Source organism: Streptomyces sp. NPDC107575 (assembly GCF_055657265.1).
In genome coordinates, this window is the sequence record NZ_JBVKBG010000004.1 from 329,607 (window position 1) to 347,246 (window position 17,640).

The following is a 17,640-nucleotide window of genomic DNA, read 5'->3' on the forward strand; positions in this document are numbered from 1 at the left end:
GGCGCTGAGCCCCCTGGCCGCCGAGGATCTCTCGATGTTCGGGCGCGACCCCTGGTGGCTCGTCGTCGTCAAGGCGGTCTTCTGCTTCGCCTTCCTGATGGTGACCGTGCTGTTCTCCATCGTGTGGGAGCGCAAGGTCGTCGCCTGGATGCAGCTGCGCATCGGCCCGAACCGGCACGGCCCCTGGGGCATGCTCCAGTCGCTCGCCGACGGCATCAAGCTGATGCTCAAGGAAGACGTGATCGTCAAGCGCGCGGACAAGGTGGTCTACATCCTTGCGCCGATCGTCGCGGCGATCCCCGCCTTCATGGCGATCGCCGTGATCCCGTTCGGCCCCGCGGGCAACGAGATCTCGATCTTCGGCCAGCGCACGACGATGCAGCTCACCGACCTGCCGATCGCGATGCTCTACATCCTCGCGGTCGCCTCCGTCGGCATCTACGGCATCGTCCTCGCGGGCTGGTCGTCCGGGTCGACGTATCCGCTCCTCGGCGGCCTGCGCTCCTGCGCGCAGATGATCTCGTACGAGATCGCGATGGGCGCGGCCTTCGCCTCGGTGTTCCTCTACTCGGGCTCGATGTCGACCTCGGAGATCGTCGCCCAGCAGCACGACCGCTGGTACATCGTGCTGCTGCCGGTCTCGTTCCTGATCTACATCGTGACGATGGTCGGCGAGACCAACCGCGCCCCGTTCGACATGCCGGAGTCCGAGGGCGACCTCGTCGGCGGCTTCAACACCGAGTACTCGTCCATCAAGTTCGCGATGTTCATGCTCGCCGAGTACGTGAACATGGTGACGGTCTCCGCGGTGTCCGTGACGCTCTTCCTGGGCGGCTGGCGCGCACCGTGGCCGGTCTCCACGTTCTGGGAGGGCGCGAACCACGGCTGGTGGCCGATGCTCTGGTTCGTCATCAAGGTCCAGCTGCTGCTGTTCTTCTTCATCTGGCTGCGCGGCACGCTCCCGCGAGTGCGCTACGACCAGCTGATGAAGCTCGGCTGGAAGGTCCTCATCCCGGTCTCCGTGGTGTGGCTGATGCTGGTGGCGACCGTACGGACGCTGCGCAACGAGAACTACGACTTCGCCTCCATCGCCCTGTACGTCGGGGCCGCGATCCTTGTGGTCCTGCTCCTGTCGTTCGTCGTGGACATCTTCCGCGACCGCGGGGCCAAGCAGCGCGAGGCCGCCGAAGAGCCCGCCGCCTTCGACCCGATGGCGGGCGGATTCCCCGTGCCCCCGCTGCCCGGACAGACGCTGCCGCCCGTGCCGCGCAGGCGGTCCCGCCGGGAGCGGGAGCTGATTGTCAGTGGCGGCCCCGATACTCAGAGTGACGAGTCGCTTGGCGGATCTCGCGAAGGAAAGGAGGCGTCCGATGGCTGACGAGACCGGCTCCGGCCAGCAGAAGGACACCGAGCCGGGGTTCCAGAACCCCGTCGCCGGCTTCGGCGTGACCTTCAAGGCCATGTTCAAGAAGCGGCTGACCGAGCAGTACCCGGAGCAACCGAAGACCACTGCTCCCCGCTTCCACGGCAGGCACCAGCTCAACCGCCATCCGGACGGCCTGGAGAAGTGCGTCGGCTGCGAGTTGTGCGCCTGGGCCTGCCCGGCGGACGCGATCTACGTGGAGGGCGCGGACAACACCGAGGAGGAGCGCTACTCACCGGGTGAGCGCTACGGCCGCGTCTACCAGATCAACTACGCGCGCTGCATTCTGTGCGGCCTGTGCATCGAGGCGTGCCCTACGCGCGCGCTGACGATGACGAACGAGTTCGAGCTGGCGGACAGCAGCCGCGCCAACCTCATCTACACCAAGGAGCAGCTGCTCGCCGGTCTGGAGGAGGGCATGGTCGAGTCACCGCACTCGATCTTCCCCGGCATGGACGAGCAGGACTACTACCGGGGGCTCGTCACCGAGGCCGCGCCCGGCACGGAGCGCCAAGTGGCCGTCTCCAAGGGCGAGAAGCCCGACGAGGCGGTCTCCGATGACGAGGCGGAGGTGGACGCATGAGCGCGCAGCTCGCGACGACGCTGGCCGCGAACACCTCCACCGGCGAGGCCTTCCAGTTCTGGATCCTCGGCACGGTCGCCGTCATCGGCGCCCTGTGCACGATCCTGATGAAGAAGGCCGTGCACAGCGCCCTGTGCCTGGCCGGCACCATGATCATCCTGGCGGTCTTCTACCTGGCCAACGGGGCGTACTTCCTGGGCATCGTGCAGATCGTCGTCTACACCGGCGCGATCATGATGCTGTTCCTCTTCGTGGTGATGCTCGTCGGCGTCACCGCGGCCGACTCCCTGACGGAGACCATCAAGGGGCAGCGCTGGCTGGCCGCCCTGTGCGGGCTCGGCTTCGGGGTGCTGCTCATCGCGGGGATCGGCAACGCCTCGCTGAAGCAGTTCAACGGCCTCGGCAAGGCGAACGCCGGGGGGAACGTGGAGGGCCTTGCGTCCCTCATCTTCACCAAGTACGTCTTCGCCTTCGAGATCACCGGCGCCCTGCTGATCACGGCCACGGTCGGCGCGATGGTGCTCACGCACCGCGAGCGCACCGAGCGGGCCAAGACCCAGCGCGAGTTGGCCGAGGAGCGCGTGCGCGAGGGCAAGCACCTGCCGCCGCTGCCCGCCCCGGGTGTCTACGCCCGGCACAACGCGGTGGACATCGCGGGTCTGCTGCCCGACGGCACCCCGTCGGAGCTCACGGTCATGCAGACGCTCCGTGAGCGCGGTCAGATCCGGGATGTCTCCGGTGAGGCGATGAGCGATCTGAAGGCTCTCGAGCAGCGGTCGTCCGACCGCCTGGAGCGCTCGGACCGCGACCGGGCCGAGGAGGCGTCGAAGTGAATCCGGTCAACTACCTGTATCTCGCCGCCCTGTTGTTCACGATCGGCGCCACCGGCGTGCTCATCAGGCGGAACGCGATCGTCGTGTTCATGTGCATCGAGCTGATGCTGAACGCGTGCAACCTCGCGTTCGTCGCGTTCTCCCGCATGCACGGCAATCTCGACGGCCAGATCATCGCGTTCTTCACGATGGTCGTCGCCGCCGCCGAGGTCGTGGTGGGGCTCGCGATCATCGTGTCGCTGTTCCGTTCCCGCCACTCGGCCTCGGTCGACGACGCCAGCCTGATGAAGCTGTAAGGGGTCGTAACCAGTGGAGAATCTCATTGCGCTGCTGGTAGCGGCGCCCCTGCTCGGAGCGGCCGTACTGCTGTGCGGCGGGCGGGCGTTGGACCGGGTGGGCCATCTGCTCGGCACGCTGCTCGCGGCCGTCTCCTTCGTGATCGCCGTCGTGCTCTTCTCCGACCTGCTCGGAAAGGGCCCGGAGGACCGCACGCTCAGCCAGCACCTGTTCAGCTGGATCCCAGTCGAGGGCTTCCAGGCGGACGTCGCGTTCCATCTCGACCAGTTGTCGATGACGTTCGTACTGCTGATCTCCGGTGTGGGCACGCTGATCCACCTGTACTCGATCGGGTACATGGAGCACGACGAGCGGCGCCGCCGCTTCTTCGGCTATCTGAACCTCTTCCTCGCGGCGATGCTCCTCCTGGTCCTCGCCGACAACTACCTGCTGCTGTACGTCGGTTGGGAGGGCGTGGGCCTCGCCTCGTACCTGCTGATCGGCTTCTGGCAACACAAGCCCAGCGCGGCCACGGCGGCGAAGAAGGCCTTCCTGGTCAACCGCGTCGGCGACATGGGCCTGTCCATCGCGATCATGCTGATGTTCACGACGTTCGGGACGTTCGCCTTCGGTCCTGTCCTGGAGGCCACCGGTGACACCAGCGAGGGCAAGCTCACCGCCATCGGCCTGATGCTGCTGCTCGCCGCGTGCGGCAAGTCGGCCCAGGTGCCGCTGCAGTCCTGGCTCGGGGACGCGATGGAGGGCCCGACCCCGGTCTCGGCCCTCATCCACGCCGCGACCATGGTCACCGCGGGCGTCTACCTGATCGTCCGGTCCGGCGCGATCTTCAACGCGGCGCCGGACGCGCAGTTGGTGGTCACCATCGTCGGCGCGGTCACGCTGCTGTTCGGTGCGATCGTCGGTTGCGCCAAGGACGACATCAAGAAGGCGCTGGCCGGCTCGACGATGTCGCAGATCGGCTACATGATCCTCGCCGCGGGCCTCGGCCCCATCGGCTATGTCTTCGCGATCATGCACCTGGTGACGCACGGCTTCTTCAAGGCGGGCCTGTTCCTGGGCGCCGGTTCGGTCATGCACGGCATGAACGACGAGGTCGACATGCGGAAGTTCGGCGGCCTGCGGAAGTACATGCCGGTCACCTTCGTGACGTTCGGCCTCGGGTATCTGGCCATCATCGGCTTCCCGGGACTGTCCGGCTTCTTCTCCAAGGACAAGATCATCGAGGCGGCGTTCGCCAAGGGTGGCACCGAGGGCTGGATCCTCGGCGGTGTGGCCCTGCTGGGCGCGGCCATCACCGCGTTCTACATGACCCGCGTGATGATCATGACCTTCTTCGGCGAGAAGCGCTGGCAGCCGGACGCGGAAGGCCATGAGCCGCACCCGCACGAGTCCCCGTCCTCGATGACGATCCCGATGATCCTGCTCGCGGTCGGCTCCGTCTTCGCCGGTGGCTTCTTCTCCATCGGGGACCGCTTCCTGCACTGGCTGGAGCCGGTCACCGGGCACGACCACGGGCACGCGCCCATCAGCGCGGGCGTGGTCACCGGAGCCACCATGGTGTGCCTGCTCATCGGTGTGGGGCTCGCCTGGGTCCAGTACGGACGCCGCGAGGTTCCCGTCGTCGCCCCGCGCGGCTCGCTGCTCACCCGCGCCGCCCGGCGCGACCTGCTCCAGGACGACTTCAACCACGTGGTCCTGGTGCGCGGCGGCGAGCACCTGACGCGCTCCCTCGTGTACGTCGACCACACCCTGGTCGACGGGGTGGTCAACGGGACGGCGGCCTCGGTCGGAGGCCTCTCCGGTCGGCTGCGCAAACTCCAGAACGGCTACGTGCGCTCGTACGCCGTCTCGATGTTCGGCGGCGCGGCGGTCATCGCCGCGGTGACCCTGCTGATGAGGGCGGTCTGATACCGATGTCCTTTCCTCTGCTGACAGCGACGGCGGTACTGCCGGCCGTGGGCGCGATCGCCACGGCCGCCGTGCCGGCGAAGCAGCGCACCGCGGCCAAGTGGCTCGCGCTGCTGTTCTCGCTCGCCACTCTGGTCCTCGCGGCGGTGGTCACGGTCCGCTTCGACCCGGGCGGCGGACGCTTCCAACTCACCGAGTCCCACGCGTGGATCGCCGACTTCGGGGTCCGTTACGAGCTGGGCGTGGACGGCATCGGGGTGGCGCTCATCGCGCTGACCGCGCTGCTGATCCCGTTCGTGATCCTCGCGGGCTGGCACGACGCCGACCCGCAGGAGACGGGGAACACGAGGTGGCGGCCGACCCAGGGCTTCTTCGCCCTGATCCTCCTCGTCGAGGCGATGGTGATCATCTCCTTCGAGGCCACCGACGTCTTCCTCTTCTACATCTTCTTCGAAGCCATGCTCATCCCGATGTACTTCCTCATCGGCGGCTTCGGCGACCGGGCGGGCCCGCACGGCGAGAAGGAGGCCGCGACCCAACGCTCGTACGCGGCGGTCAAGTTCCTCCTCTACAACCTCGTCGGCGGCCTCATCATGCTGGCGGCCGTCATCGGCCTCTACGTCGTCGCCGGGAGCTTCTCGCTCTCGGAGATCGCCGAGGCCCGCGCGAGCGGTTCGCTCGACATGGCGACCAACACCGAGCGGCTGCTCTTCCTGGGCTTCTTCTTCGCCTTTGCGGTGAAGGCCCCGCTGTGGCCGCTGCACACCTGGCTGCCGAACGCGATGGGGGAGGCCACGGCCCCGGTCGCCGTACTGATCACGGCAGTTGTCGACAAGGTCGGCACGTTCGCGATGCTCCGCTTCTGCCTCCAGCTCTTCCCGGAGGCGAGCAAGTGGGCGACGCCGGCGATCCTGGTGCTCGCCCTGATCAGCATCGTCTACGGGGCGCTTGTCGCGGTCGGCCAGCGCGACATCAAGCGCCTGGTCGCCTACGCGTCGATCTCGCACTTCGGCTTCATCATCATGGGCATCTTCGCGATGACCAGCCAGGGCCAGTCCGGTGCGACGCTCTACATGGTCAACCACGGGATCTCGACGGCGGCGCTGATGCTGGTCGCCGGCTTCCTGATCTCGCGGCGCGGCTCGCGGCTCATCGCGGACTACGGGGGCGTGCAGAAGGTCGCCCCGGTGCTGGCGGGGACCTTCCTCGTCGGAAGCCTCGCCACCCTCTCGCTGCCGGGGCTCGCGCCCTTCGTCAGTGAATTCCTGGTCCTGGTCGGCACGTTCACGCGCTATCCGGTGATCGGCATCATCGCCACGTTCGGCATCGTGCTCGCCGCGCTCTACACGCTGGTCCTCTACCAGCGCACCATGACGGGCCCGGTGAAGCCGTCGACCGAGGGCATCGCGGACCTCAAGGTGCGTGAGCTCGCGGTCGTGGTCCCGCTGATCGGCGTACTGATCTTCCTCGGTGTGTATCCGAAGCCGGTCACCGAGCTGGTGAACCCGGCGGTCAAGCACACCCTGTCCGACGTCCACAAGAAGGACCCGAAGCCGGAAGTGGAGGCGGCTCACAAGTGACTACGTCAGCCGTCCACAGTCTGTGGACAACTGCCGCCGACCCGATCTCCAAGATCGACGCACCGAAGATCGAGTACGCGCAATTGTCGCCGACCTTGATCGTCATCGGTGCCGCCGTCCTGGGGATCCTGGTCGAGGCCCTGGTGCCGCGCCGGTCCCGCTACTACGTGCAGGTGTTCCTCTCTGTCGTCGCGCTCGCGGCCGCCTTCGCGGCGGTCGTGGGGCTCGCGGCGGGCGGGTACGGGACGACGAAGGCGCACATCGCGGCCATGGGCGCGATCGCCGTCGACGGCCCGGCGCTGTTCCTCCAGGGCGTCATCCTGCTGTCCGGTCTCGTCGCGATCTTCACGTTCGCCGAGCGGCGGCTCGACCCGGAGGCGCACGGCAACCGCGTCGATTCGTTCGCCGCGCAGGCCGCCTCCGTGCCCGGCAGCGACGGCGAGAAGGCGGCCATAAAGGCCGGGTTCACCACCACCGAGGTGTTCCCGCTGGCGCTGTTCGCGATCGCCGGAATGCTGGTCTTCCCCGCGGCGAACGACCTGCTGACGCTGTTCATCGCGCTCGAGGTCTTCTCGCTTCCGCTGTACCTGCTGTGCGCCGTGGCCCGCCGCAAGCGGCTCATGTCGCAGGAGGCCGCGGTCAAGTACTTCCTGCTCGGCGCCTTCGCGTCCGCCTTCACCCTGTTCGGCATCGCGCTCCTGTACGGCTACGCGGGCTCCGTCTCGTACGCCACGATCGCGAGCGTCGTCGACGGCTCGATCCAGAACGTGGACCCGGCCCTCGCCGACACCATGGGCAACGACGCGCTGCTGCTCATCGGCATGGCGCTGGTCGTCATGGGCCTGCTGTTCAAGGTCGGCGCCGTCCCCTTCCACATGTGGACGCCGGACGTGTACCAGGGCGCTCCGACGCCGGTGACCGGCTTCATGGCGGCCGCCACGAAGGTCGCGGCCTTCGGCGCGCTGCTGCGCCTGCTGTACGTCGTCCTGCCGGGCATGCGCTGGGACTGGCGTCCGGTCATGTGGGCCATCGCCATCGTCACGATGCTGGGCGGCGCGATCGTCGCGATCACGCAGACCGACATCAAGCGGCTCCTCGCCTACTCCTCGATCGCGCACGCCGGCTTCATCCTGGCCGGTGTCATCGCGACGACGCCCGACGGGATCTCGTCCGTCCTCTTCTACCTGGCCGCGTACTCCTTCGTGACCATCGGCGCCTTCGCCGTGGTGACGCTGGTGCGCGACGCGGGCGGCGAGGCGACGCACCTGTCGAAGTGGGCGGGGCTCGGGCGCAGGTCGCCGCTGGTCGCCGCGGTCTTCGCGGTGTTCCTGCTCGCCTTCGCCGGCATCCCGCTGACCTCCGGGTTCGCGGGGAAGTTCGCCGTGTTCAAGGCGGCGGCGGAGGGCGGCGCGGGTGTGCTCGTCGTGGTCGGTGTCGTGTCCTCGGCGATCGCCGCGTTCTTCTACATCCGCGTGATCGTTCTCATGTTCTTCAGTGAGCCGAAGACGGACGGGCCGACCGTGGCCGTGCCGTCGCCGCTGACCATGACGACGATCGGCGTGGGCGTGGCCGTCACGATCGTGCTCGGCCTCGCGCCGCAGTACTTCCTCGACCTGGCGAGCCAGGCCGGGGTGTTCGTGCGGTAGCGGTACCGCCGCCGTCGCGCGTGGTGGAGGCCCGGTCCCTGGGAGGGGGCCGGGCCTCCGTGCGTGCGGGATGCCCCCAGCCTGTGGATAACTTTCCGGGGTGTCGGTCCGGACCCCTATCGTTACTGGAGAAGTCGAGACGAGCTGGACGCACGGGGGCAGGGCGATGGACGGGACACAGAGTATGAGCGAGGTGACCGGGAGCGAGGCGCTAGCCACGCTCCACCGGGTCTTCGGGTACGACGCCTTCCGCGGTGAGCAGGAAGCGATCATCGAGCACGTGGTGGGCGGTGGGGACGCCGTCGTGCTCATGCCGACCGGCGGCGGCAAGTCGCTCTGCTACCAGATCCCGGCGCTGGTCAGAGCCGGTACGGGGATCGTCGTCTCGCCCCTGATCGCGCTGATGCAGGACCAGGTGGACGCGCTGCGGGCGCTCGGCGTGCGCGCCGGGTTCATGAACTCGACGCAGGACTTCGAGGAGCGCCGCCTGGTGGAGGCGGAGTTCCTCGCGGGCGAGCTCGACCTGCTCTATCTGGCGCCGGAGCGGCTGCGCCTCGACTCCACGCTCGGGCTGCTGTCGCGCGGCAAGATCTCCCTCTTCGCGATCGACGAGGCGCACTGCGTGGCGCAGTGGGGCCACGACTTCCGCCCGGACTATCTGACGCTCTCCGTGCTCGGGCAGAACTGGCCGGACGTGCCGCGCATCGCCCTGACCGCGACGGCGACGCACGCCACGCACCAGGAGATCACCCAGCGCCTCGGCATGCCGGACGCCAAGCACTTCGTGGCGAGCTTCGACCGGCCCAACATCCAGTACCGGATCGTCGGCAAGGCCGACCCGAAGAAGCAGCTCCTGAGCTTCCTCAAGCAGGAGCACGAGGGCGACGCGGGCATCGTCTACTGCCTGTCCCGCAAGTCCGTGGAGGCGACGGCCGAGTTCCTCAGCAAGAACGGGATCGAGGCGGTGCCGTACCACGCGGGCCTGGACGCGGGGACGCGTGCGGCGCACCAGTCGCGGTTTCTGCGCGAGGAGGGCCTCGTCGTCTGCGCGACCATCGCGTTCGGCATGGGCATCGACAAGCCGGACGTACGGTTCGTCGCCCACCTCGACCTGCCGAAGTCCGTCGAGGGCTACTACCAGGAGACGGGCCGCGCCGGGCGTGACGGACTGCCGTCGACGGCGTGGATGGCGTACGGGCTGCAGGACGTGGTGCAGCAGCGGAAGCTGATCAACATGGGGGAGGGGGACGAGGCGTTCCGGCGCCGCGCCTCCGCCCACCTCGACTCGATGCTGGCGCTGTGCGAGACGGCGCAGTGCCGCCGGGCCCAGCTGCTCACGTACTTCGGGCAGGAGGGCGCCGAGTCCTGCGGCAACTGCGACACGTGCCTGTCGCCGCCCGAGACGTGGGACGGCACGGTCGCCGCGCAGAAGATCCTGTCGACGGTGGTGCGCCTGGAGCGGGAGCGGCGGCAGAAGTTCGGCGCGGGCCAGATCATCGACATCCTGCTGGGCAGGCGCAGCGCCAAGGTCATCCAGTTCGACCACGACCAGCTCTCCGTGTTCGGGATCGGCGAGGAGCTGGCCGAGGTCGAATGGCGGGGCGTGGTGCGGCAGTTGCTGGCGCAGGGGCTAGTCGCGGTCGAGGGCGAGTACGGGACGCTTGTGCTCACCGAGGAGAGCGGCTCCGTCCTTGCGCGGCAGCGGGAGGTGCGGCTGCGCAAGGAGCCGAAGCCGGCGCCCCGTGCGGCGGCGGCCCGTGAGCGCAGGGCGAAGTCGCCCGCGGTCGAGCTTCCGCCGGAGGTGGCGCCGGTCTTCGAGGCGCTGCGGTCCTGGCGCGGCGCGCAGGCGAAGGAGCACGGGGTGCCGGCGTACGTCATCTTCCAGAACACGACGCTGGCCGAGATCGCGCAGCAACAGCCCACGTCTCTGGCGCAGTTGGGGTCGATCGGTGGGGTCGGTGAGAAGAAGTTGGCGACGTGGGGCGAGGGCGTCCTCGGTGTGCTGGCGGGCCTGAGAGGCGAGTCCTCCGGGGCGACCGGGTCCTCCGGGGCGGGGCGGGACGACGAGCCCTGGCCCGACTATGTGGGCCAGGAGCCGCCGCCGGAGGATGAGCCGGTGCCGGAGGATGTTGACTGGTAGCACGGCGTTGCGGTCTCGGGGCTCTGCCCCGGACCCCGCGCCTCAATCGCCGGCGGGGCTTAATGAGCTCACGATGCCGACGGCACGATCCGCCCCGTGACCTCGCCCAGTTGGACCCTCGCGCCGTCCGGGCCGGGGGCCCAGGCGGAGAGGGTGACCACGTCGCCGTCCTCCAGGAAGCCGCGCTTGCCGTCGGGGAGGTCGAGTGGCTGCTGCCCGTTCCAGGTGATCTCGATCAGGGAGCCGCGTTCGTTGTCCTCGGGGCCGCTGATCGTGCCGGAGCCGTAGAGGTCGCCGGTGCGCAGGGAGGCGCCGTTGACCGTCATATGGGCGAGCATCTGGGCGCCCGTCCAGTACATGCCGGAGAAGGGGGGTTCGGAGATGACCTGGCCGTTGAGGGTGACTGTGATGCGCAGGTCGTAGCCGGCCGGGTCGGCGGCCGCCTCGGGGCCGCTGTCGTCCAGGTAGGGGAGCAGCGGCACCGTCCGCTCCGGCGGGCCCACGCGGGCCGCGTCCAGGGCCTCAAGGGGGGTGATCCACGCGGAGATCGACGTGGCGAACGACTTGCCGAGGTGCGGGCCGAGCGGCACCGTCTCCCAGTTCTGGATGTCGCGCGCCGACCAGTCGTTGAGGAGGCAGATGCCGAAGACGTGGTCCCGGTAGGAGGAGAGCGGGACCGGAGTGCCCTGTCGTGACGGGACGCCGACCACGTAGCCGACCTCCGTCTCGATGTCGAGGCGGACGGAGGGGCCGAAGACCGGGGCCGGGTCGGCCGGGGCCTTGCGCTGGCCCGAGGGGCGCACCACGTCCGTGCCGGAGACGACGACCGTGCCGGAGCGGCCGTGGTAACCCACCGGGAGGTGCTTCCAGTTGGGCTTGAGGGGCTCCTCGTCGGGGCGGAAGAGCCGGCCGAGGTTCGAGGCGTGGTTCTCGGAGGCGTAGAAGTCGACGTAGTCCGCGACCTCGAAGGGGAGGTGCAGCGTGACCGAGGACAGGGGGTGCAGGAAGGGGCGGACGACCTCGCGGTGGGCCGGGACCGTGACCCAGGCCGTCAGCGCGCGGCGCACGTCCGACCAGGTCGTACGACCCGCCGCAAGCAGGGAGTTGAGGTTCGGGCGGGCCAGGACCGAGACGTAGGGGGAGCCGAGGGCCGCGGCGGCGGCGCCCGCGTCCAGGACGTGGTCCCCTATCCGGACGCCCACGCGGCGCTCGGCGCTCTCGGACGAGGCGAGGGAGAAGACTCCGTACGGAAGGTTGTGCGGGCCGAAGGGGTGGCCTTCGGGAAGGTCGAGTGGGTCGAGACGGTCGAGCGGGGTGTGCTCGGACGCGGACTCGGAGGTGGCTGCGGGTGCCATGCCTGCGGGCCTCACTTTCCATTCGGGTGCGCCACACGTTACGTGGGAGGCGGCGGTTCGCGGCAGTGTCTAAAGAGTTCGCAATGTCCGAATGACCCGTTGATGGAGTGGTGGGTTCCGGCTTAGCGTCATTGTCCGGTGGGCACGGACGGGGCTGGACCCCGTATTCAAGGTCCGGGTCCAAGGGGGGACACGTGGGGGGACCCGTGGCCAGGAGCGCCGGGAGTGTCAGCAGTGCCGGAAGCGTGCCGTTCGCCGTGGACCGTGATGTCCCGGGCCTGATCGTGAAGTTCGGCGACTACCCGCTGCACCACGGCGGGGTGGGCGCGATCCGCAGTCTCGGGCGCCTCGGCGTGCCGATGTACGCGATCACCGAGGACCGGTACACGCCCGCCGCGGCCTCGCGCTATCTGCGCCGCGCCTTTCCCTGGCGCACGACGGGGACGGAGGAGCCGGAGCGGCTCGTCGACGGGCTGCTGCGGGTCGCCCGCCGGATCGGCCGGCCTGCGGTGCTGATCCCGACGGACGAGGAGGCCGCCGTCCTCATCGCCGAGCACCAGGACCCGCTCGCCGCCGCGGGGCTGCTCTTCCCGCGCGTGGAGCGGGAGTTGCCGCGCCGCCTCGCCAGCAAACAGGGGCTGCACGAGCTGTGCGTGGAGCACGGCATCCCGTCGCCGACGGCGGCCTTTCCCGAAAGCCCGGCGGACATCGAGGAGTTCGCGGCGAAGGCCCGGTTTCCGGTCGTGGCGAAGAACCGGGAGGCGTTCACGCGCCGCTCGCGGCCCGCCGTCAACGGGACGACGAGGATCGCGACCCCGGAGGGGCTGCGCCGCCTCGCGCTCGACTGGGGCGAGCGGCCCGGCGTGATCCTCCAGGAGTATCTGCCGCGCGAGGAGGCCGAGGACTGGATCGTGCACGCGTACTTCGACCAGGACTCCACGCCGCTCGCGATGTTCACCGGGGTCAAGGTCCGCTCCTGGCCGCCGCACGCGGGCATGACGGCGAACGCGTACGTGGTCGACAATCCGGAACTCGCGGACGTCGCCGCGCGTTTCATCAAACAGATCGGCTTCACCGGAATCATCGACCTCGACCTGCGCTTCGACCGGCGCGACGGCCAGTACAAGCTGCTCGACTTCAATCCGCGGATGGGCGCCCAGTTCCGCCTCTTCGAGAACGAGGCGGGGATCGACGTCGTCCGCGCCATGCACCTCGCACTCACCGGCCGCACCGTTCCGGAGGGGGAACAGCGGGCGGGACACCGTTACGTCGTGGAGAACATCGACCTGCCGGCCCTGCTGGCGTACCGGCGCAGCGGCTATACGACCCCGCACGCCCCGTCCCGAGCCAGCGGGACGGAGCTCGCGTGGTGGGCGGCCGACGATCCGCGGCCGTTCTTCACGATGCTCGCCCGGTTCGTGCGGCCGGGGGCGAAGCATCTGTACCAGCTGTGGCGGAGCGGCCGCCGCGGCAGGCGAAGTTGATGACGCGACGTCGTCCTGGGGAGGGGCTTCGTGAATCATCCGGTAGCTGTCATTGGGGCGGGCCCCTACGGCCTGTCCACCGCGGCGCACTTGAGGGCGCGCGGGATACCCGTCAGGGTCTTCGGGGAACCCATGGTGAGCTGGCGCTCGCACATGCCCGAAGGCATGATCCTCAAGTCCGTGCCGTCCGCGTCGAACATCGACGCGCCGCAGCGCGGGCACAACCTGGTCGACTACTGCGACGTGGCGGGGATCAAGCGGCTCGTCACGGACGAGGACCTGATATCGGCCGAGACGTTCGTCGCGTACGGGGACTGGTTCCAGAAGAAGCTGGTGCCCGATCTTGAGCGGGTGGCGGTCGTCTCCGTGGACCGGCGCGGCCGGGAGGGCTTCGAGCTGAAGCTGGACTCGGGCGAGCAGTTCACGGCGCGGGCGGTGGTCGTCGCCACCGGCCTGTCCGGTCTTGAGCATCTGCCGGAGGAGTTCGCAGCGGCCGTGCCGGACGGACCCGCCCCCACGGGCCCGGTCTCGCACAGCGCGCAGCACCACGATCTGTCCCGGTTCGCGGGCAAGGAGCTGATCGTCGTCGGCGCGGGCCAGTCCGCGCTCGAGACGGCGGCGCTCGCGGCGGAGGCCGGCGCGGGCGTGACGGTGGTCGCGCGCGGCGCGGGCCGGGTGCGCTTCGGGGCGCCGCCGTGGCAGCAGCCGAGGTTCCGCCCGGAGACCCCGTTCGGTAATGCGTGGTCGCTCTACGCGCTGACGTACTACCCGCACCCGTACCGTCATCTCCCGCCGCAGGCGCGGCACTTCCTGGTCAGGCGGGTGCTCGGGCCGCTCGGCGCGTGGTGGCTGAAGGACCGGTTCGAGGGCAAGGTCGCGGTGCGCGACGTCGCGGGGATCGAGCGGGTGGCGGTGTCCGGGGGCGCGCCCGTCCTGGGCGTGCGCACGCTCGGCGGCCGCGCCGACCAGCTGTCCGCGGACCACGTCATCGCGGCGACCGGGTACCGGGTGGACCTGGCGGCGATGCCGTTCCTGGGGGAGGGGCTGCGCACGCGGCTCGCCACCAGCCGGGGCACGCCGCGGCTCGGCGCCGGCTATGTGTCGTCCGTCCCCGGCCTGTACTTCACGGGCATGCTGGGCGGGTCCTCGTACGGTCCTGTCATGCGCTTCGTCTGCGGCACGGAGTTCGCCTCGCCGCGGCTCGCCCGGCATCTGGCGGCGGCGCACGGCTGACCGATTGACCAGGAGGCCTCGGTAACCACCGGTGGGTTCAACGCGGTTGACCGACTGGGGAGGTAACCCGAACAGATGACATCACCCCCGTCGTGACCGGCCGTACCTCGCCAGGGCGGCCGGTACTCGACGGGTCCCGGGCACGGCCGGTCCGTATTCTTCGGATCATGCCCGCACCCGCATATGCACTTATCGCCACCGACCTGGACGGCACGCTGCTGCGCGGCGACGACACGGTCTCCGACCGGACCCGCGCCGCGCTGGCGGCGGCCGTCGCCGCGGGCGCCCGGCACATCGTGGTGACGGGGCGGCCCGCGCCCCGCGTGAAGCCGATCCTCGACGAGCTGGGCGGGAGCGGGCTCGCCGTGTGCGCGCAGGGGGCGCAGTTGTACGACGGCGTGCGCGACCGGTTGCTGTGGTCGCTCACCCTCGACCGGGAACTCGCCGAGCAGGCCATCGGGAAGATCGAGGCCGAGATCGGTCAGCTGTACGCGGCCGTCGACCAGGACGGGGTGGAGGGCCTCACGCTCATCGAGCCCGGCTACCTCATGCCGCATCCGACGCTGCCCGCCGTACGGGTCCAGGGGCGGGCCGCGCTGTGGGAGCGGCCCATCAGCAAGGTGCTGCTGCGCCATCCGTCGCTGTCCGACGACGAGTTGGCCGCGGTGGCGAGAGCCGCGGTGGGGCCGCTCGCCACGGTCACCATGTCGGGGCCCGGGACGGTGGAGCTGCAGCCGCGCGGCGTGACCAAGGCGACCGGGCTCAGCCTCGCGGCGGAGCGGCTCGGGGCGGGGGCCGCCGACACGATTGCCTTCGGCGACATGCCGAACGATGTGCCGATGTTCGAGTGGGCGGGGTGCGGGGTGGCGGTGGCCAATGCGCACCCTGAGCTCAAGGCGGTCGCCGACGAGGTGACTTCGTCGAACGAGGAGGACGGGGTGGCGGTCGTCCTTGACCGCCTCTTCCGGTAGTCCGTCCCTACGCCTCGGGGCTCCGCCCCGGACCCCGCTGCTCAATCGCCGCAGGGGCTTGATTTGCTCACCCGCCGCCGAGGGGCTTGCTCAAGCCCTGCCGAGGGGGGCTGCTCAAGCCCTGCCGAGGGGGGGGCTTGAGCAAGCCCCCCCTCGGCAGGGCGGTTTGAAATTACCCTGCTGTCCTCGGGATTCGCTTCTCCCACGTCCGGTGGAAGACCACCTCGTCCCCGTCCCGGCACACCACCTCGCTCGACGTGAGGAACTCCGTGGCCGTGCAGGTGATTTCGGAGCGGGTTTCGACGCGGGCGTCCCAGGCCAGGTCCGGGCGGTGCAGGCGGATCGTCCAGTCGGAGCGGGTGCGGGCCGACAGCGGGTCGGCCTCGTCGATGACGTACGTCTCCAGCGCGTCCTCGGTGAACTCCAGGCCGTCCGGGTACAGGCGCGTGCCGCCGTAGCGCGGGTCGACCTCCAGGCGCCATTCGCCCTTGGCCACGTCCCGTACGACGAGGCGCTCGGGCCGCGGGCCCTCCAGCGTCTCCGGGTAGACGACGCCCAGCGGCTCCGACTGCTCCGGCTCGGCGAAGGAGATCGCCGCGTCGGTCGCCGGCCCCCGCACCGGGAGTTCGAGCGCGCTGCCCACCGGGTCGAGCGTGAACCCGGCCTCCGAACCGGCCTGCGGCCAGATCCACGGCCAGTACGCGGACGAGACCGCGAGCCGGATGCGGTGGCCGGTCGGGAAGGCGTGGCCGATGCCGTTCAGCTCAAAGGTGACGTCCTCGGTCGCGTCCGGGGTCCACGGCACGTTCTCGGAACGGCCGTGCCGGGAGGACAGGTTGAGGACGCCCCGCGTCACCAGCGTCGAGGAGCCGTCAGGGGCCACGTCGCACAGCCGCGCCACGACCTGCCCACGCTCCACCGGACACGTGAGCCGCAGCGTCACGCGCGGTCTGCCGAGCACCCGCACCTCGTCGGGCACCTCGAACTCGAAGCACGCCGACTTCGCGTCCTCCTCGCGCTGGTCGGGCGGCAGGTCCGCGTCGTTCCCGAACGGGAAGAAGCGGCCCGCGTCGAGGCCCGTGTGCTGCGGGGAGCGCACGATCTGCGGCGGGCCCTGGAGCGCGTACGAGACGGGAGCGACGTTCGGCGACGGCCACGACGGGTCGCCGACCCAGCGGCCCGGCAGCTGCGGGTACACGGTCGCCGGAGGGTGCGAGTCGCTGATCCAGGAGCGCAGCTTCGGCTCCGCCATCACGCCCGTGTCGGCGCCCTTGAGCCAGTGGTCCCACCAGCGCAGCGTCTCCTGGAGGAAGCCGATGGCCGGGCCCGGCGGCAGGCCGCGGTCCGGGTACTGGTGCGACCAGGGGCCGATGATGCCGCGCATCTGCCCGTCCGGGAGGTGCTCGGCGAGGCGCAGCACCGTGTCCCGGTACGGGTCGTGCCAGCCGCCGACCGCGAGCACGCCCGCCTTGATCGCGGAGTAGTCCTCGCAGACGCTGCCGTGCCGCCAGTAGTCGTCGCGGGTCTGGTGGTCGAGCCACGTGTGGATGAACGGGTCGACGGCCTCCAGTCGCTCCGTCCACATGTCCTTCCAGCCGTCGCCCACGAACTGCGGGTCCGGCGGGCGGGACACGAACGCGAGCATCGTCGCCGCCCAGGCGTGCATGTCCACGGCGAGCACGGAGCCGCCCATGTAGTGCACGTCGTTGTCGTAGCGGTCGTCCGCCGAGCAGACGGTCACGATCGCCTTCAGCGGCTCGGGGGCCAGGGCCGCGATCTGCAGCGAGTTGAAGCCGCCCCAGGAGATGCCGAACATGCCGACCTTGCCGGACGACCAGGGCTGCGCCGCGAGCCAGTTCACGACCTCGACGCCGTCGGCCAGCTCCGTCTCGGAGTACTCGTCGGTGGGCATGCCCTCGGAGTTGCCGTGGCCGCGCACGTCCACGCGCACGGAGGCGTAGCCGTGGCCCGCGTACCAGGGGTGGCGCTGCCAGTCGCGGGGCGCCGTCCAGTCGGAGAGCCGGTAGGGGAGGTATTCGAGGAGCACCGGCACCGGTTCCTCGGTCACCGGACGCCACACGCGGGCGAAGAGCGTCGTCCCGTCGGACAGGGGTACGCGGATGTCCTCGCGGACCGTTCCGAAGGGGAACTCGGTCCGGATGGTGGGAGTCGTCGTCATGGGAGAAC

Annotated in this window: 13 protein-coding genes; 11 read left to right on the top strand and 2 right to left on the bottom strand. The window is 69.9% G+C overall.

From position 1 onward, the window contains the following. The first annotated feature begins 4 nt into the window (after positions 1–4). The 8 genes from nuoH to recQ all read left to right on the top strand — a co-directional run bounded on the left by nuoH (position 5) and on the right by recQ (position 10,410). Positions 5–1,378: an NADH-quinone oxidoreductase subunit NuoH gene (gene nuoH, locus ACZ7L4_RS21100; RefSeq protein ID WP_450817110.1), complete on the top strand. Its 1,374-nt coding sequence runs from the start codon at positions 5–7 to the stop codon at positions 1,376–1,378. Beyond that, the gene (gene nuoI, locus ACZ7L4_RS21105) at positions 1,371–2,006 is read left to right on the top strand and encodes an NADH-quinone oxidoreductase subunit NuoI (protein WP_472104566.1); all 636 of its coding nucleotides are present in this window, start codon (positions 1,371–1,373) and stop codon (positions 2,004–2,006) included. The genes nuoH and nuoI overlap by 8 nt, the downstream gene beginning before the upstream one ends. After that, on the top strand, positions 2,003–2,839 hold the full coding sequence (locus ACZ7L4_RS21110; RefSeq protein ID WP_472104568.1) for an NADH-quinone oxidoreductase subunit J: 837 nt from the start codon (positions 2,003–2,005) through the stop codon (positions 2,837–2,839). Before nuoI ends, ACZ7L4_RS21110 begins: the two co-directional genes overlap by 4 nt. Next, positions 2,836–3,135 (top strand): NADH-quinone oxidoreductase subunit NuoK, encoded by a 300-nt coding sequence (gene nuoK / locus ACZ7L4_RS21115; RefSeq protein ID WP_003974374.1) that lies wholly within the window; start codon positions 2,836–2,838, stop codon positions 3,133–3,135. The genes ACZ7L4_RS21110 and nuoK overlap by 4 nt, the downstream gene beginning before the upstream one ends. 13 nt (positions 3,136–3,148) lie before the next feature. Beyond that, on the top strand, positions 3,149–5,044 hold the full coding sequence (gene nuoL / locus ACZ7L4_RS21120) for an NADH-quinone oxidoreductase subunit L (protein WP_472104570.1): 1,896 nt from the start codon (positions 3,149–3,151) through the stop codon (positions 5,042–5,044). A 5-nt stretch (positions 5,045–5,049) separates the two neighbouring features. Further along, complete coding sequence (locus ACZ7L4_RS21125; RefSeq protein WP_472104572.1) at positions 5,050–6,624, top strand: NADH-quinone oxidoreductase subunit M; 1,575 nt, start codon at positions 5,050–5,052, stop codon at positions 6,622–6,624. Further along, positions 6,621–8,270: an NADH-quinone oxidoreductase subunit NuoN gene (nuoN, locus tag ACZ7L4_RS21130; RefSeq protein WP_472104574.1), complete on the top strand. Its 1,650-nt coding sequence runs from the start codon at positions 6,621–6,623 to the stop codon at positions 8,268–8,270. Before ACZ7L4_RS21125 ends, nuoN begins: the two co-directional genes overlap by 4 nt. 184 nt (positions 8,271–8,454) lie before the next feature. Then, entirely contained in the window at positions 8,455–10,410 is a 1,956-nt protein-coding gene (recQ, locus tag ACZ7L4_RS21135) for a DNA helicase RecQ (RefSeq protein WP_472104576.1), read from the top strand. 68 nt (positions 10,411–10,478) lie between these two features. Here recQ and fahA read toward each other — a convergent pair whose 3' ends face one another. Next, the gene (gene fahA / locus ACZ7L4_RS21140; protein WP_472104578.1) at positions 10,479–11,765 is read right to left on the bottom strand and encodes a fumarylacetoacetase; all 1,287 of its coding nucleotides are present in this window, start codon (positions 11,763–11,765) and stop codon (positions 10,479–10,481) included. Between the two features lie 245 nt (positions 11,766–12,010). Between fahA and ACZ7L4_RS21145 the strand changes: the two genes are divergently transcribed. The 3 genes from ACZ7L4_RS21145 to ACZ7L4_RS21155 all read left to right on the top strand — a co-directional run bounded on the left by ACZ7L4_RS21145 (position 12,011) and on the right by ACZ7L4_RS21155 (position 15,453). Next, on the top strand, positions 12,011–13,249 hold the full coding sequence (locus tag ACZ7L4_RS21145; protein WP_472105630.1) for a carboxylate--amine ligase: 1,239 nt from the start codon (positions 12,011–12,013) through the stop codon (positions 13,247–13,249). Between the two features lie 30 nt (positions 13,250–13,279). Then, positions 13,280–14,482 carry an FAD-dependent oxidoreductase gene (locus ACZ7L4_RS21150; RefSeq protein ID WP_472104580.1) on the top strand — a complete coding sequence of 401 codons (1,203 nt, stop codon included), beginning with the start codon at positions 13,280–13,282 and terminating at the stop codon, positions 14,480–14,482. 167 nt (positions 14,483–14,649) lie between these two features. Further along, on the top strand, positions 14,650–15,453 hold the full coding sequence (locus ACZ7L4_RS21155) for an HAD family hydrolase (RefSeq protein ID WP_472104582.1): 804 nt from the start codon (positions 14,650–14,652) through the stop codon (positions 15,451–15,453). 172 nt (positions 15,454–15,625) lie between these two features. On the opposite strand, the gene ACZ7L4_RS21160 is transcribed toward ACZ7L4_RS21155, so the two are convergent. Then, complete coding sequence (locus ACZ7L4_RS21160) at positions 15,626–17,632, bottom strand: CocE/NonD family hydrolase (protein WP_472104584.1); 2,007 nt, start codon at positions 17,630–17,632, stop codon at positions 15,626–15,628. Positions 17,633–17,640: the final 8 nt, after the last annotated feature.